Here is a 14,055-nt window from a genome sequence, read left to right as displayed (position 1 = left end):
CGTTAACATGACGAGAAATCGTCCGGTACATCGTCCGGTACCCGAAGCGGACTGGAACGGGAAGGCCGCCGTCGCGTGAGTACAGTCCACCAGCAAGACCTCAGGGACCGCCCCGCGCGGCTCACCGTCGGCGTCGTGGGCGCCGGCCGCGTGGGCCCCGCGCTGGCCGCGTCCCTCCAGCTCGCCGGGCATCGCCCGGTGGCCGTCTCCGGTGTCTCCGACGCCTCCCGCAGACGCGCCGAGACCCTGCTCCCCGGTGTGCCCCTGGTGCCGCCCGCCGAGGTCCTCCAGCGTGCCGACCTGGTGCTGCTCACCGTCCCCGACGACGTGCTGCCCGCACTGGTCGCGGGGCTCGCGGAGACCGGTGCCGTGCGGCCCGGCCAACTGCTCGTGCACACCTCCGGCCGGTACGGCGCCAAGGTGCTCGACCCCGCCCTGCGCGCGGGCGCCCTGCCGCTCGCCCTGCACCCCGCGATGACCTTCACCGGCACCGCCGTGGACGTCCAGCGCCTCGCGGGCTGCTCCTTCGGCGTCACCGCGCCCGAGGAGCTGCGGCTGGCCGCGCAGGCCCTGGTGATCGAGATGGGCGGCGAGCCGGAGTGGATCAGCGAGGAGAACCGCCCGCTCTACCACGCCGCCCTCGCCCTCGGCGCCAACCATCTGGTCACCCTGGTCGCCCAGGCCATGGAGCTGCTGCGCACGGCCGGCGTCGAGGCCCCCGACCGGATGCTCGGCCCCCTGCTCGGCGCCGCCCTCGACAACGCCCTGCGCTCCGGCGACGCCGCCCTCACCGGCCCGGTCGCCCGCGGGGACGCCGGCACCGTCGCCGCCCACATCACCGAACTGCGCAGGCACGCCCCGGCCACCGTCGCGGGCTACGTCGCGATGGCCCGCGCCACCGCCGACCGCGCCCTCGCGCACGGCCTGCTCAAGCCGGAACTCGCCGAGGACCTTCTCGGCGCGCTGGCCGACGGCACGCAGGGCACGCAGGGCACGGAAGGCACCGACGGCGCGCCCGGCCTCAAGGGCGACGAAGGCACCGACGGCACGAACGGCACGGAGGGGAACGACCGATGACCACCGCCCTGCTCAGCACCGCCCAGGAGCTGCACGCCCGCACCCGCAGGGGCCGTCGCGCCGTCGTGATGACCATGGGCGCCCTGCATGAAGGCCACGCCACCCTCATCCGCTCCGCGCGGCGGATCGCGGGCCCGGACGGCGAGGTCGTCGTGACCGTCTTCGTCAACCCGCTCCAGTTCGGGGCGGGCGAGGACCTGGACCGCTACCCGCGCACCCTGGAAGCCGACCTGAAGATCGCCGAGCAGGCCGGAGCCGACGCCGTGTTCGCGCCCTCCGTGGACGAGGTCTACCCCGGCGGCGACCCCCAGGTCCGCGTCACCGCGGGTCCCATGGGCGAACGCCTGGAGGGCTCCTCGCGCCCCGGGCACTTCGACGGCATGCTCACCGTCGTCGCCAAGCTGCTCCACCTCACCCGCCCCGACGTCGCCCTCTACGGCCAGAAGGACGCCCAGCAGCTCGCCCTGATCCGGCGCATGGTGCGGGACCTGAACTTCGGCATCGAGATCGTCGGCGTGCCGACCGTGCGCGAGGAGGACGGGCTCGCGCTGTCCAGCCGCAACCGCTTCCTGTCGCCCGACGAGCGCCGCACCGCCCTCGCCCTGTCCCGCGCGCTGTTCGCGGGCCGCGACCGGCACGCCGCCCAGGAGGCGCTGCGTGCGCGGGCCCGCGAGGTGCCCGCCACCCAGGCGCGCGCCGAGGCGCTGAGCGCGATAGGGGAGTCCCGCGCGGCCGCCGACGCACACGCGGTGGCCACGTCGTCCCCCGGCGGCCCGGCCGCCGTCCGCGCGGCCGCCCGCCAGGTCCTGGACGAGGCCGCCCACTACGACCCGCCGCTCGAACTGGACTACCTCGCCCTGGTCGACCCGTCGGACTTCACCGAGATCGGCGACGGCTTCACCGGCGAGGCGGTCCTCGCCGTCGCCGCCCGGGTCGGCGCCACCCGGCTGATCGACAACCTTCCGCTCACCTTCGGAACCCTCGGAGCCGCCTCGTGACCAGCACAGGCATACGACTGCACGCGCCCGCCCCCGGCTGGGCCATCACCGCGGACGTGGTCGTCGTCGGCTCCGGGGTGGCCGGCCTGACCGCCGCCCTGCGCTGCGAGGCCGCCGGACTCACCACGGTGGTCGTCACCAAGGCGCGCCTGGACGACGGCTCCACCCGCTGGGCCCAGGGCGGCATCGCGGCCGCCCTCGGCGAGGGCGACACCCCCGAGCAGCACCTGGACGACACCCTGGTCGCGGGGGCGGGCCTGTGCGACGAGGCGGCCGTACGCCTCCTCGTCACCGAGGGACCGGACGCGGTGCGACGGCTCATCGACACCGGAGCCCACTTCGACGAGTCCTCCGAGGGCGGTCTCGCCCTCACCCGCGAGGGCGGCCACCACCGGCGCCGGATCGCGCACGCGGGCGGCGACGCCACCGGCGCCGAGATCTCCCGCGCGCTGGTCGAGGCGGTCCGCGCGCGCGGCCTGCGCACCATCGAGAACGCGCTCGTCCTGGACCTGCTCACCGACGCCGAGGGCCGCACGGCCGGCGTCACCCTGCACGTCATGGGCGAGGGCCAGCACGACGGCGTGGGCGCCGTGCACGCCCCCGCGGTGGTGCTCGCCACCGGCGGCATGGGCCAGGTGTTCGCCGCCACCACCAACCCGTCGGTGTCCACCGGTGACGGCGTGGCCCTCGCGCTGCGCGCCGGCGCCGAGGTCAGCGACCTGGAGTTCGTGCAGTTCCACCCGACCGTGCTGTTCCTCGGCCCGGACGCGGAGGGCCAGCAGCCGCTGGTCTCCGAGGCGGTGCGCGGCGAGGGCGCCCACCTGGTCGACGCCGACGGCGTGCGCTTCATGGTGGGCCAGCACGAACTGGCCGAGCTGGCGCCCCGGGACATCGTCGCCAAGGGCATCATGCGGCGGATGCAGGAGCAGGACGCCGAGCACATGTTCCTCGACGCCCGGCACTTCGGCGCCGAGATGTGGGCGCACCGCTTCCCGACCATCCTGGCCGCCTGCCGCGCCAACGGCATCGACCCGGTCACCGAGCCCATCCCGATCGCGCCGGCCGCCCACCACGCCTCCGGCGGCGTGCGCACCGACGACCACGGCCGCACCACCGTGCCCGGCCTGTACGCGTGCGGGGAGTGCGCCTGCACCGGCGTGCACGGCGCCAACCGGCTCGCCTCCAACTCCCTGCTGGAGGGCCTGGTCTACGCCGAGCGGATCGCCGCGGACATCGCCGCCGAGCGCGCCGCGGACGGCCTGCGCGCCCCGGTGCCCCAGCCGGTCCCGTACCCCGACAAGCCGGCGCACCCGCTGCTCGCGCCCGAGTCCCGGTTCGCCATCCAGCGGATCATGAGCGGTGGCGCCGGCGTGCTGCGCAGTGCGGAGTCCCTCGCGGGAGCCGCCGAGCAGCTCCAGCGGCTGCACACGGACGCCCGGGACGCCCTGGACGAGAACGGCAAGACCGCCGAGCCCGGCGTGGACACCTGGGAGGCCACCAACCTCCTGTGCGTGGCCCGCGTCCTGGTCGCCGCCGCCCTGCTGCGCGAGGAGACCCGCGGCTGCCACTGGCGCCAGGACCACGCCGAGCGCGACGACACGCGCTGGCGGCGCCACATCGTCGCCCGGCTCGATCCGGACCGTTCGCTGGCAGTGCGTCCCACCGACACCGCAGACTTCCCCCCTACCCGGTAACACCCAGCGCCTCAGGAGCAGTGACAGACGTGAGCACCGACGACCTTTCCCTCGTGACGACCGGTGGCTGCGGCGACGGCTGTGGCTGCGGCGCGGACCACGACGAGGAGTACCTGGAGTGCGGGCTCGACCCCGTGCTCGCCGAACTGCTGGCCGCCGCCGGGCTCGACCCGATCGAGGTCGAGGACATCGCCACCGTGGCCATCCAGGAGGACCTGGCCGGCGGGGTGGACGTGACCACGGTCGCCACCATCTCCGAAGAGGCCGTGGCCACCGGCGACTTCACCGCGCGTGAGGCGGGCGTCGTGGCCGGGCTGCGGGTCGCCGAGGCCGTGCTCTCCGTCGTCTGCACGGACGAGTTCGAGGTCGAGCGGCACGTGGAGGACGGCGACCGCGTCGAGGCCGGGCAGAAGCTGCTGTCCGTCACCACCCGCACCCGCGACCTGCTCACCGCCGAGCGCAGCGCGCTGAACCTGCTGTGCCGCCTGTCCGGCATCGCGACCGCGACGCGCGCGTGGGCGGACGTCCTGGACGGCACGAAGACCAAGGTCCGCGACACCCGCAAGACGACCCCGGGCCTGCGCGCCCTGGAGAAGTTCGCGGTCCGCGCGGGCGGCGGCGTCAACCACCGCATGTCCCTGTCGGACGCGGCCCTCGTCAAGGACAACCACGTGGTCGCCGCCGGTGGCGTCGCCCAGGCGTTCAAGGCCGTACGGGAGTCCTTCCCGGACGTGCCGATCGAGGTCGAGGTCGACACCCTGCACCAGCTGCGCGAGGTCGTGGAGGCGGGCGCCGACCTGATCCTGCTCGACAACTTCACGCCCGGCGAGTGCGCGGAGGCCGTCGGCATCGTGAACGGCCGGGCGCTCCTGGAGGCCTCCGGCCGCCTCACGCTCGCGACCGCGCGCGCCTACGCGGAGACCGGCGTCGACTTCCTCGCCGTCGGCGCGCTCACCCACTCCTCGCCGATCCTGGACATCGGCCTGGACCTGCGGGAGGCGGAGTAACGGCCATGCTGCTCACGATCGACGTCGGCAACACGCAAACCGTCCTCGGCCTGTTCGACGGCGAGGACATCGTGGAGCACTGGCGCATCTCCACCGACGCCCGCCGCACGGCCGACGAGCTGGCGGTGCTGCTCCAGGGTCTGATGGGCATGCACCCGCTGCTCGGCGACGAACTGGGCGACGGCATCGACGGGATAGCGATCTGCGCCACGGTCCCGTCGGTCCTGCACGAACTGCGCGAGGTCACCCGGCGCTACTACGGCGACGTCCCCGCGGTCCTCGTGGAACCGGGCGTCAAGACCGGCGTGCCCATCCTCACCGACAACCCCAAGGAGGTCGGCGCCGACCGCATCATCAACTCCGCCGCGGCGGTGGAGCTGTACGGCGGCCCGGCCGTCGTCGTGGACTTCGGCACGGCGACCACCTTCGACGCGATCTCCGCCCGCGGCGAGTACGTCGGCGGCGTCATCGCCCCCGGCATCGAGATCTCCGTCGAGGCGCTCGGGGTCAAGGGCGCCCAGCTCCGCAAGATCGAGGTCGCCCGTCCCCGCAGCGTGATCGGCAAGAACACGGTCGAAGCCATGCAGGCGGGCATCGTGTACGGCTTCGCCGGCCAGGTCGACGGCGTGGTGAGCCGCATGGCCCGCGAGCTGGCCGACGACCCCGACGACGTCACGGTGATCGCGACGGGCGGCCTGGCGCCGATGGTGCTGGGCGAGTCCTCCGTGATCGACGAGCACCAGCCGTGGCTGACGCTGATCGGACTGCGGCTGGTGTACGAGAGGAACGCGTCGCGGTTCTAGGGAGCCGCCGCCGTCGGCTGCCGCCGGGCCCGCCGGGTCGCTCGGCCCGGCGAAGGCTCCGGGGCGGGGCGGAATCCCGTGAGTAGGCCTCTTGGCCGAGCGGGAGTGGGGAACGTGGCCCCGGTCGAGGGAAAGGTTCGCGACACATCATCCCGTTGTGTCACTTTTGTCCGATTAGCGGTAGCGTCGCCGCATGCCCACGCCATACGGATCCCGCGGCGGCATGGCGTTCGGCGCGGAGGAGCTGCGTGTGCTCCGCCGCGCCCTCGCCCTCGCCCTTCACCCCGGCCCCACGTCCGCCGAGGACGTCCAGGACTGCCTCCGGCTCGCCGAGTCGCTCGACGAGGCGATCCACGAGGGGGTGAGACTGCGCGCCTTCCTGCTGGCCGACCTGGACCGCTACCGGGCCGCGCTCCCGGGTACCGCGGCCGGCTACTTCACCCTGCTGGAGGAGGCGCTGGGCGGCGCGTACCGGCCGGTGCCGGACGACCTCGCGGCGCTGCGGGCGCTACGGGGCAGCCCGCGGGCGGCGGCGCTGCTGGAGCGCTGTCAGACGCTCGCCGAACAGGACGTGCGGGCCCGCTTCGCCCAGGGTGCGCGCAGGGTCCAGGCGCCGTCGGTGCCGCCCGCGAGGACGCGCCTGCTGGCCCTGTCGGGCGGCGCGGCCCCCCGGTCGGAGGACGCGGACAAGCAGCCCCCCAAGCCCGCCCCGAAGCCGGCCCCGACCGAGCGCCCCGCCGCCCCCGACCCCTCCGCCCCCAAGCGCCCCATCCCCACTCCCGGCGAGGTCTTCCCCCGCCGCAAGCCCCCGGCCCCGCCCCGCCAGCTGGTCGGCTGACGCTCCGGGCCCCCGCGCGCCCCGCCCCGGTGATCCCGCCATCGCCTCGCCGGACCGGCCGGGCGCGCACCGCGATGAGTGGATCAAGGAAAGCCCGGCAACCCGCCGGTGTTCACCCACCCCGCCCCATTCGCCCCGTCCGCCATGGCTACTCTGGTCGCATGGACTATGTCTCCGCGCTTGTGCCCCCGGTCGTGATGGCCGTGTTCTTCATCGGTGTGGTCCGGGTGATCGTGAAGACCCAGGGCGGGGCGGCCAAGACCAAGGAGGACGCGGCCGTCGACGCCGCGATCGCCCGAGCCGAGGCGGCGCGGGGCGGTTCCGCCGCCGCCGGGGACGCCTGAGGCTCCGAGGGGCTGTCGCGGGCCGGGGTGTGCACCACTTTCCCCTCGCACGTCCTTTTTGTCCCGATTCGCAAGTTTCCGCACGTTCGGTGCGCCGTTGGCCGGTTCTCCCACTATTGTTCTGAGTTGTGCCTCGCCCCTTGGGAGAACTCGAAGACGCGGTCATGACGCGGGTGTGGAAGTGGAACCGCCCGGTGACCGTTCGAGAAGTCCTGGAAGACCTCCAGCAGGAACGCACCATCGCGTACACCACGGTGATGACCGTGTTGGACAATCTCCATCAGAAGGGCTGGGTCCGCCGCGAGGCGGAAGGCCGCGCCTATCGATATGAGGCGGTCTCCACCCGCGCCGCCTACGCCGCCGCCCTCATGAACGATGCCTGGTCGCAGAGCGACAACCCCGCCGCCGCACTCGTCGCCTTCTTCGGGATGATGAGCGAGGAACAGCGCCAGGCCCTCCAGGACGCCGTACGCATCGTCCAGGGGCCGGAAACCCGGCATGCCCCCGAAGCCGGGGAACCGCACGCCGCACAAGCGGAGCAACGGGAGAACCCCGGCTCGGCGGAGGACACCGGCGAGCGATAGCGTCCGCTCATGTCCGCAGAGCGTCCCGAAGTCCCCGCAAAAGCCATCACGGTCCGCCGGGCCCGCACCGGCGATGTGCCGGCCGTGCGCCAGCTCCTCGACGCCTACGTCCGCGGGCGCATCCTGCTCGACAAAGCCACGGTCACGCTTTACGAGGACATCCAGGAGTTCTGGGTCGCGGAACGGGACGACAACGCCGAGGTCGTCGGCTGCGGTGCGCTGCACGTCATGTGGGAGGACCTCGCGGAAGTCCGCACTCTCGCGGTGAAGCCCGGCCTCAAGGGCGCGGGCGTCGGCCATCAGTTGCTGGAGAAGTTGCTGCACACGGCACGTTGGCTCGGTGTTCGCCGGGTTTTCTGCCTGACCTTCGAAGTCGACTTCTTCGGGAAGCACGGCTTCGTCGAGATCGGCGAGACGCCGGTCGACACGGATGTCTACGCGGAGCTGCTGCGTTCCTATGACGAGGGCGTCGCGGAGTTCCTCGGACTCGAACGGGTGAAACCGAACACCTTGGGCAACAGCCGGATGCTTCTGCATCTGTGATCGTCATTGCCCGGCGACTATGCGCGGTGCCCTATGTCCGAAACGCGCATCTTCCCGGCCCGCGGGCCCTCCGCGGCCCTCTCCGGGGGGTTTGTGTTTTTCCCGCAAAAGCGGTTTGCTTTCCGACGTACTGCAGTACTGCATATAACAGGGGCGGCGAAACGGGCGGACGCGCGCACCCTGACCCTCAACGTTATCGATGAAAGGAAATCCGGTGGCACAGAAGGTTCAGGTCCTTCTTGTCGACGACCTCGACGGCGGCGAGGCGGACGAGACGGTGACGTTCGCGCTGGACGGCAAGACCTACGAGATCGATCTCACGACCGCCAATGCGGACAAGCTGCGCGGTCTTCTCGACCCCTATGTCAAGGGTGGGCGTCGTACCGGTGGCCGTGCCTCCGGTGGACGTGGAAAGGCCCGCGCCGCCGCCGGCGGCAGCCAGGACACCGCGGCGATCCGCGCCTGGGCCAAGGAGAACGGCCTTGAGGTCAACGACCGCGGCCGCGTCCCCGCGTCCATCCGCGAGGCGTACGAGAAGGCCAACGGCTGATCAGCCGAAACACTCGAATTCCAGTATGACAATCAGTACGACGCTACGGCGCGACAGGCTCCCCGCCGCATTCCCGCCGCAGCCGGATCCGGTGACAGCACATCGCCACCGTGTCCACGAGCCGTACGAGATCAGGGGCGTTCCCCTCGCGTCCCATGCCCGGCATCGCGGGCAGTGAGGCCCCGGCCTCGCGCCCCGGTCCAGGGGGCCGCAGCCACATGGCGGCCCCCTCCAGGCTCCCGGCCGACGGCAGGGGCCATCCGGGCGGCAGCGGCGCCTCCAGCGCGTCCCCCGCCCCCAGGGCCCGCACATCGAGCGCTACGGCGCCCCACTCCAGCCAGTCCAGCAGCCCCGGCAGCTCCTCCGCGCCGCCCGCCGCCACCAGCAGCGCCATCCGGTCGCCCCGCAGGGCCACCGGTGAGCCCGGCGCGAGATGCCGCAGCGCCCGCGCGCCGGCCCCGGCCGGCACGTCCAGGACGTCGAAGCACACCCCGGCGGGCAGCCGCGGCGGCGACCCGGGCAGGGTCGCCCAGCCCAGCTCTTCCTCGTACCAGCGCCGGACCGCGGACCAGCGCCCCGTGCCGCGCCGCCGCGCGCCGGGCGCTCCCGGTTCGACGGGGCGGCGCGGAAGGGGGACCGTGGACGTGGAGACCGTGCCAGCCATGCCAGGTGCAACAGGCGGGACAAGCGGGAAGTTACGCTGAGTACCCCAGTGCTTGCGCAGTGTGCCGGGAACGGCGGCATCCGGCGGTGGGAAGAGCCGCAAGGTTGTTCGCCCATAGCGGAGGGAACCGGTGCGCGCGGCATGGAGTGTCAGTCCCTGCGGGTAAGACATGCCTAGTGGGAGGGGGCGACGTGCGGGCGCGGCGGCCTTCCGTTCGCCATCGGCGTAGTGGCGAGTGGGGTAACTGCCTGGCCTGCGGGAACATCGTCTCGCACCATCGGGTTGGAGCAGATGTCGGCGTTCGGGGTCAGGAGGCCAAGGACGGTGTCGGCAGTTGGAATGAGCGGTCCCCGCTTGCGGGACTAAGCTGCGGAAGGACAGGGAGGGGAAGTTCCCCCCACTGCCTGACCGCTCTGAGGAGCGATTAACGATGTTCGAGAGGTTCACCGACCGCGCGCGGCGGGTTGTCGTCCTGGCTCAGGAAGAAGCCCGGATGCTCAACCACAACTACATCGGCACCGAGCACATCCTCCTGGGTCTCATCCACGAGGGCGAAGGTGTCGCCGCTAAGGCCCTGGAGAGCCTCGGCATTTCGCTTGAGGCGGTCCGCCAGCAGGTGGAGGAGATCATCGGCCAGGGCCAGCAGGCCCCGTCCGGCCACATCCCCTTCACTCCCCGTGCCAAGAAGGTCCTGGAGCTGTCGCTCCGCGAGGCCCTCCAGCTGGGCCACAACTACATCGGCACGGAGCACATCCTGCTCGGCCTGATCCGTGAGGGCGAGGGCGTCGCCGCCCAGGTCCTGGTCAAGCTGGGTGCCGACCTCAACCGGGTGCGGCAGCAGGTCATCCAGCTGCTCTCCGGTTACCAGGGCAAGGAGACCGCCACCGCCGGCGGCCCGGCCGAGGGCACCCCCTCGACCTCCCTGGTCCTGGACCAGTTCGGCCGGAACCTCACCCAGGCCGCCCGTGAATCCAAGCTCGACCCGGTCATCGGGCGCGAGAAGGAGATCGAGCGGGTCATGCAGGTGCTGTCCCGCCGTACCAAGAACAACCCGGTGCTGATCGGTGAGCCCGGCGTCGGCAAGACCGCCGTCGTGGAGGGCCTCGCCCAGGCCATCGTCAAGGGCGAGGTGCCCGAGACGCTGAAGGACAAGCACCTCTACACGCTGGACCTCGGCGCCCTGGTCGCCGGCTCCCGCTACCGCGGTGACTTCGAGGAGCGCCTGAAGAAGGTCCTCAAGGAGATCCGCACCCGCGGCGACATCATCCTGTTCATCGACGAGCTGCACACGCTGGTCGGTGCGGGTGCCGCCGAGGGCGCGATCGACGCCGCGAGCATCCTCAAGCCGATGCTGGCCCGCGGTGAGCTGCAGACCATCGGTGCGACCACGCTGGACGAGTACCGCAAGCACCTGGAGAAGGACGCGGCCCTGGAGCGCCGCTTCCAGCCCATCCAGGTCGCGGAGCCGTCCCTGCCGCACACCATCGAGATCCTCAAGGGCCTGCGCGACCGGTACGAGGCGCACCACCGCGTCTCCATCACCGACGAGGCGCTGGTCCAGGCCGCCACCCTGGCCGACCGCTACATCTCGGACCGCTTCCTGCCGGACAAGGCCATCGACCTGATCGACGAGGCCGGCTCGCGGATGCGCATCCGCCGGATGACCGCGCCGCCGGACCTGCGCGAGTTCGACGAGAAGATCGCCGCCGTCCGCCGGGACAAGGAGTCCGCGATCGACTCGCAGGACTTCGAGAAGGCCGCCTCCCTGCGCGACAAGGAGAAGCAGCTCCTGGCCGCCAAGGCCAAGCGGGAGAAGGAGTGGAAGGCCGGCGACATGGACGTCGTCGCCGAGGTCGACGGCGAGCTGATCGCCGAGGTCCTCGCCACGGCCACCGGCATCCCGGTCTTCAAGCTGACCGAGGAGGAGTCCAGCCGCCTGCTCCGCATGGAGGAGGAGCTGCACAAGCGGGTCATCGGCCAGAACGACGCCGTCAAGGCGCTGTCGAAGGCGATCCGCCGTACGCGTGCCGGCCTGAAGGACCCGAAGCGTCCCGGTGGCTCGTTCATCTTCGCCGGCCCCTCGGGTGTCGGTAAGACCGAGCTGTCCAAGGCGCTCGCCGAGTTCCTCTTCGGTGACGAGGACGCGCTGATCTCCCTCGACATGTCGGAGTTCAGCGAGAAGCACACGGTCTCCCGTCTCTTCGGTTCGCCCCCCGGCTACGTGGGCTACGAAGAGGGCGGCCAGCTCACCGAGAAGGTGCGCCGCAAGCCGTTCTCCGTCGTCCTGTTCGACGAGGTCGAGAAGGCCCACCCGGACATCTTCAACTCGCTGCTGCAGATCCTGGAGGACGGTCGCCTGACCGACTCCCAGGGCCGGGTCGTGGACTTCAAGAACACGGTCATCATCATGACGACCAACCTCGGCACCCGGGACATCTCCAAGGGCTTCAACCTGGGCTTCGCGGCCTCTGGTGACACGAAGACCAACTACGAGCGCATGAAGAACAAGGTCCAGGACGAGCTCAAGCAGCACTTCCGGCCCGAGTTCCTCAACCGCGTCGACGACGTGGTCGTCTTCCCGCAGCTGACGCAGGAGGACATCCTGCGGATCGTCGACCTGATGATCGGCAAGGTGGACGAGCGCCTGAAGGACCGGGACATGGGCATCGAACTGTCCCAGTCCGCCAAGGAGCTGCTGTCCAAGAAGGGCTACGACCCCGTGCTGGGCGCCCGGCCGCTGCGCCGCACCATCCAGCGCGAGATCGAGGACAGCCTCTCCGAGAAGATCCTCTTCGGCGAGCTGCGCCCCGGTCACATCGTGGTCGTCGACACGGAGGGCGAGGGCGACTCCGCGACCTTCACCTTCCGCGGCGAGGAGAAGTCGGCACTGCCGGACGCTCCGCCGATCGAGCAGGCGGCGGGCGGCGGCCCGAACCTGAGCAAGGACGCGTGAGCCTGCGGCGCTTCAGCTGAAAGGGGCCGGTGCTTCGGGCACCGGCCCCTTTCAGCTCTCCTCCACGGCAAGTTCGGCGCCGCGCGGCAGCACCCGGGAGTCGATGAGCAGCGCCTCCTCGCCCGGAGCCGGCTGCGGCGGTCACCGGGCGCTCGCCGGGCGGGACCGGCGGACGGCCGTACCGGCCTGTCCGCCGGTCCCGCTCCGGGGCCGTCCTGGACGATCGGTCTGCGCACCAGTGGGCCGAGCACGCTCGACGCCGGTTGCCGCCCGGGACGTCGGCTCCATCCGCCGCCCCCGCGGTCGTGCGACCGCCGGAAGACTGCGGCGGGAGCCCAACCGGCTTACGACAGCTGGCCGTTGTAGTCCGGCAGCTTGAACGTCCGGTCGGCGTGGCCGCCGGACAGGTCGGTGGCGCTGTTGCCGATGTTGGCGATGATGTCGTAGCCCTTGTTCTCGATGTCGACGCGCTGGGCCGTCTTGTAGTCGGCGACGTTCTTGAAGAGGTCGAACAGGCCGCGCACGTAGAGGCCGGAGACCTGGTAGCCGTCGTACTTCAGGTTCCACTCGGTGGGCTCTTCGATGATGCCCGGACGGGCGGTCACGAAGAAGAGCGCGACGCCGTGCTCCTGGGCGTACCGGGCGACGTCCAGCACCGGCTTGTTGGCCGCCTGGGGGATCTGGAAGCCCAGGTCGGTGGCCAGCGCGGTGTTGTCGATGTCGAGGACGATGGCCTGCTTCTCGCCCGTCCCGGCACCGTCGATGCGCTGCTTGAGATAGGGCAGGGCCTGGTCCATGACCGACTGGCAGTCGTTCTGCCAGGTGGCGAAGTCGACCTTGCCGGTCGTGCCGCTCGTGGTCGCCGTCGCCGTCGCGGTGGCGGCCGGGGCCGTGGTGGCGTCCGCCGCCTGGGCCGGGGCGGCCAGGGCGGCCAGTGCGGCCGTGGAGACGGCGGTCACGGTGAGGCGGCGAGCCAGGGGGCTGGTCATCGGTGGGGGTTCCTCTCACGTCACGTACGCGGTGCCGGGATGGCAGGTGCATGATCTGTGGTGCGGATGGCGTGAGGGGAACCGTAGGGTTACTGAGCGGTAGGTGCATAGGGGTCTGCGTCACATTCCCCGACCCGCGGATGCGGGGTCCCGGTGACATGCCACACAGGCGATTCATCCCTTACTAGCCCCGATAGCGGGATGCGCCTGTCGGGTAAAGAGGGGGCAAAAGGCTGTTTGATCCTCGGGGTCGCGGTGAAAAGAGCGCCCCGCAGGGGGGTGCGCCGGGGTAGCGGCGGGGCTGTCAAGGCAGTGGCCGGATTTCGGTCCGTCTACTACCGGGTGCCGTAGAAGCGCCGTTTTCGCCCGGACAGGGGCATCGGTTACCAAGGGATGGCCGCCGCGGCGAACGTCTGTCCGCCGGGCGGCCGATCTGTCCCCGAGTTCACGAGGTCCCGATGTTCAAGCGCGTCACGTCCCGTGCCCCCCGTACGTCCTCGCTCCGTAACCGCGCCGCCTTCCTGGCCGCCGGTGTCGCTGTCCCGGTCGTGCTGGGCGCCGGAGTCGCGAGCGCCGCTCCGTCGGCCGCCTCGTGGGTCGACCCGGTGAAGAAGTACACGCTGTCCGCGAACTTCAACGACTCCGGCGCCCACTGGGCCGCCAAGCACAGCGGCCAGGACTTCGCCGTCGCGACCGGCACCGAGGTCTTCGCCGTGCACGGGGGCACCGTCGTCAAGGCCGGCCCCAACGGCGCCGGTGACGGCCCCGCGTACGGCAACGCCGTCGTGATCAGGCACGAGAACGGCGTCTACTCCCAGTACGCGCACCTGTCCCGCGTCGACGTCAGGGTCGGCCAGACCGTGCGGACCGGCCAGCACATCGCCCTGTCCGGTTCCACCGGCAACTCCACGGGCCCGCACCTGCACTTCGAGATCCGCACGACCCCGAACTACGGCTCCGCCCTCAACCCGGTGCCCTTCCTGAAGGGCAAGGGCGTCCAGGTCTGAGGCC

General features: G+C 71.6%; 14 protein-coding genes. 12 read left to right on the top strand and 2 right to left on the bottom strand.

From position 1 onward, the window contains the following. The first annotated feature begins 75 nt into the window (after positions 1–75). The 10 genes from ACWDD7_RS28075 (at position 76) to ACWDD7_RS28030 (ending at position 8,438) form a co-directional block, all read left to right on the top strand. Positions 76–1,077, top strand: a complete 1,002-nt coding sequence (locus ACWDD7_RS28075) for a Rossmann-like and DUF2520 domain-containing protein (RefSeq protein WP_450459465.1) — start codon at positions 76–78, stop codon at positions 1,075–1,077. Further along, entirely contained in the window at positions 1,074–2,075 is a 1,002-nt protein-coding gene (gene panC, locus ACWDD7_RS28070; RefSeq protein ID WP_351874055.1) for a pantoate--beta-alanine ligase, read from the top strand. The genes ACWDD7_RS28075 and panC overlap by 4 nt, the downstream gene beginning before the upstream one ends. Continuing rightward, entirely contained in the window at positions 2,072–3,769 is a 1,698-nt protein-coding gene (locus tag ACWDD7_RS28065) for an L-aspartate oxidase (RefSeq protein ID WP_351874058.1), read from the top strand. Before panC ends, ACWDD7_RS28065 begins: the two co-directional genes overlap by 4 nt. A gap of 29 nt (positions 3,770–3,798) precedes the next feature. After that, positions 3,799–4,776, top strand: a complete 978-nt coding sequence (gene nadC, locus ACWDD7_RS28060; protein ID WP_392213718.1) for a carboxylating nicotinate-nucleotide diphosphorylase — start codon at positions 3,799–3,801, stop codon at positions 4,774–4,776. Between the two features lie 5 nt (positions 4,777–4,781). Then, positions 4,782–5,579 carry a type III pantothenate kinase gene (locus ACWDD7_RS28055; protein ID WP_351874063.1) on the top strand — a complete coding sequence of 266 codons (798 nt, stop codon included), beginning with the start codon at positions 4,782–4,784 and terminating at the stop codon, positions 5,577–5,579. A 223-nt stretch (positions 5,580–5,802) separates the two neighbouring features. Next, the gene (locus ACWDD7_RS28050; RefSeq protein ID WP_450459504.1) at positions 5,803–6,417 is read left to right on the top strand and encodes a hypothetical protein; all 615 of its coding nucleotides are present in this window, start codon (positions 5,803–5,805) and stop codon (positions 6,415–6,417) included. 161 nt (positions 6,418–6,578) lie between these two features. After that, positions 6,579–6,761, top strand: coding sequence for a hypothetical protein (locus ACWDD7_RS28045; RefSeq protein WP_351874066.1), 183 nt, complete (start codon positions 6,579–6,581; stop codon positions 6,759–6,761). 164 nt (positions 6,762–6,925) lie between these two features. Beyond that, the gene (locus ACWDD7_RS28040; RefSeq protein ID WP_450459503.1) at positions 6,926–7,345 is read left to right on the top strand and encodes a BlaI/MecI/CopY family transcriptional regulator; all 420 of its coding nucleotides are present in this window, start codon (positions 6,926–6,928) and stop codon (positions 7,343–7,345) included. Between the two features lie 9 nt (positions 7,346–7,354). Next, on the top strand, positions 7,355–7,888 hold the full coding sequence (locus ACWDD7_RS28035) for an amino-acid N-acetyltransferase (protein WP_450459464.1): 534 nt from the start codon (positions 7,355–7,357) through the stop codon (positions 7,886–7,888). 214 nt (positions 7,889–8,102) lie between these two features. After that, positions 8,103–8,438 (top strand): histone-like nucleoid-structuring protein Lsr2, encoded by a 336-nt coding sequence (locus ACWDD7_RS28030; protein WP_392213722.1) that lies wholly within the window; start codon positions 8,103–8,105, stop codon positions 8,436–8,438. A 43-nt stretch (positions 8,439–8,481) separates the two neighbouring features. Here the strand turns inward: ACWDD7_RS28030 and ACWDD7_RS28025 are convergent, their stop codons facing one another. Further along, on the bottom strand, positions 8,482–9,102 hold the full coding sequence (locus tag ACWDD7_RS28025; protein WP_450459463.1) for an SCO3374 family protein: 621 nt from the start codon (positions 9,100–9,102) through the stop codon (positions 8,482–8,484). A gap of 430 nt (positions 9,103–9,532) precedes the next feature. Here ACWDD7_RS28025 and ACWDD7_RS28020 point away from each other — a divergent pair, with 430 nt between their 5' ends. Further along, entirely contained in the window at positions 9,533–12,055 is a 2,523-nt protein-coding gene (locus tag ACWDD7_RS28020) for an ATP-dependent Clp protease ATP-binding subunit (RefSeq protein ID WP_285562743.1), read from the top strand. Between the two features lie 344 nt (positions 12,056–12,399). Here ACWDD7_RS28020 and ACWDD7_RS28015 read toward each other — a convergent pair whose 3' ends face one another. Further along, positions 12,400–13,044 carry an HAD family acid phosphatase gene (locus tag ACWDD7_RS28015; RefSeq protein WP_351874084.1) on the bottom strand — a complete coding sequence of 215 codons (645 nt, stop codon included), beginning with the start codon at positions 13,042–13,044 and terminating at the stop codon, positions 12,400–12,402. Positions 13,045–13,502: 458 nt separating this feature from the next. Here ACWDD7_RS28015 and ACWDD7_RS28010 point away from each other — a divergent pair, with 458 nt between their 5' ends. Continuing rightward, positions 13,503–14,051: a M23 family metallopeptidase gene (locus ACWDD7_RS28010; RefSeq protein WP_450459462.1), complete on the top strand. Its 549-nt coding sequence runs from the start codon at positions 13,503–13,505 to the stop codon at positions 14,049–14,051. The last annotated feature ends 4 nt before the right edge of the window (positions 14,052–14,055 follow it).

It is taken from the genome of Streptomyces sp. NPDC001056 (assembly GCF_053598955.1).
The sequence above is the reverse complement of the archived record's forward strand: the minus strand, read 5'-3'. Positions and strand labels throughout refer to the sequence as shown.

Excerpts from the sequence above, each read along its gene's own strand:
- panC (WP_351874055.1), top strand. The coding sequence starts at position 1,074 with ATGACCACCGCCCTGCTCAGCACCGCCCAGGAGCTGCACGCCCGCACC.
- ACWDD7_RS28055 (WP_351874063.1), top strand. The coding sequence starts at position 4,782 with ATGCTGCTCACGATCGACGTCGGCAACACGCAAACCGTCCTCGGCCTG.
- ACWDD7_RS28050 (WP_450459504.1), top strand. The coding sequence starts at position 5,803 with ATGGCGTTCGGCGCGGAGGAGCTGCGTGTGCTCCGCCGCGCCCTCGCC.
- ACWDD7_RS28045 (WP_351874066.1), top strand. The coding sequence starts at position 6,579 with ATGGACTATGTCTCCGCGCTTGTGCCCCCGGTCGTGATGGCCGTGTTC.
- ACWDD7_RS28040 (WP_450459503.1), top strand. The coding sequence starts at position 6,926 with ATGACGCGGGTGTGGAAGTGGAACCGCCCGGTGACCGTTCGAGAAGTC.
- ACWDD7_RS28035 (WP_450459464.1), top strand. The coding sequence starts at position 7,355 with ATGTCCGCAGAGCGTCCCGAAGTCCCCGCAAAAGCCATCACGGTCCGC.
- ACWDD7_RS28025 (WP_450459463.1), bottom strand. The coding sequence starts at position 9,102 with ATGGCTGGCACGGTCTCCACGTCCACGGTCCCCCTTCCGCGCCGCCCC.
- ACWDD7_RS28020 (WP_285562743.1), top strand. The coding sequence starts at position 9,533 with ATGTTCGAGAGGTTCACCGACCGCGCGCGGCGGGTTGTCGTCCTGGCT.
- ACWDD7_RS28015 (WP_351874084.1), bottom strand. The coding sequence starts at position 13,044 with ATGACCAGCCCCCTGGCTCGCCGCCTCACCGTGACCGCCGTCTCCACG.
- ACWDD7_RS28010 (WP_450459462.1), top strand. The coding sequence starts at position 13,503 with ATGTTCAAGCGCGTCACGTCCCGTGCCCCCCGTACGTCCTCGCTCCGT.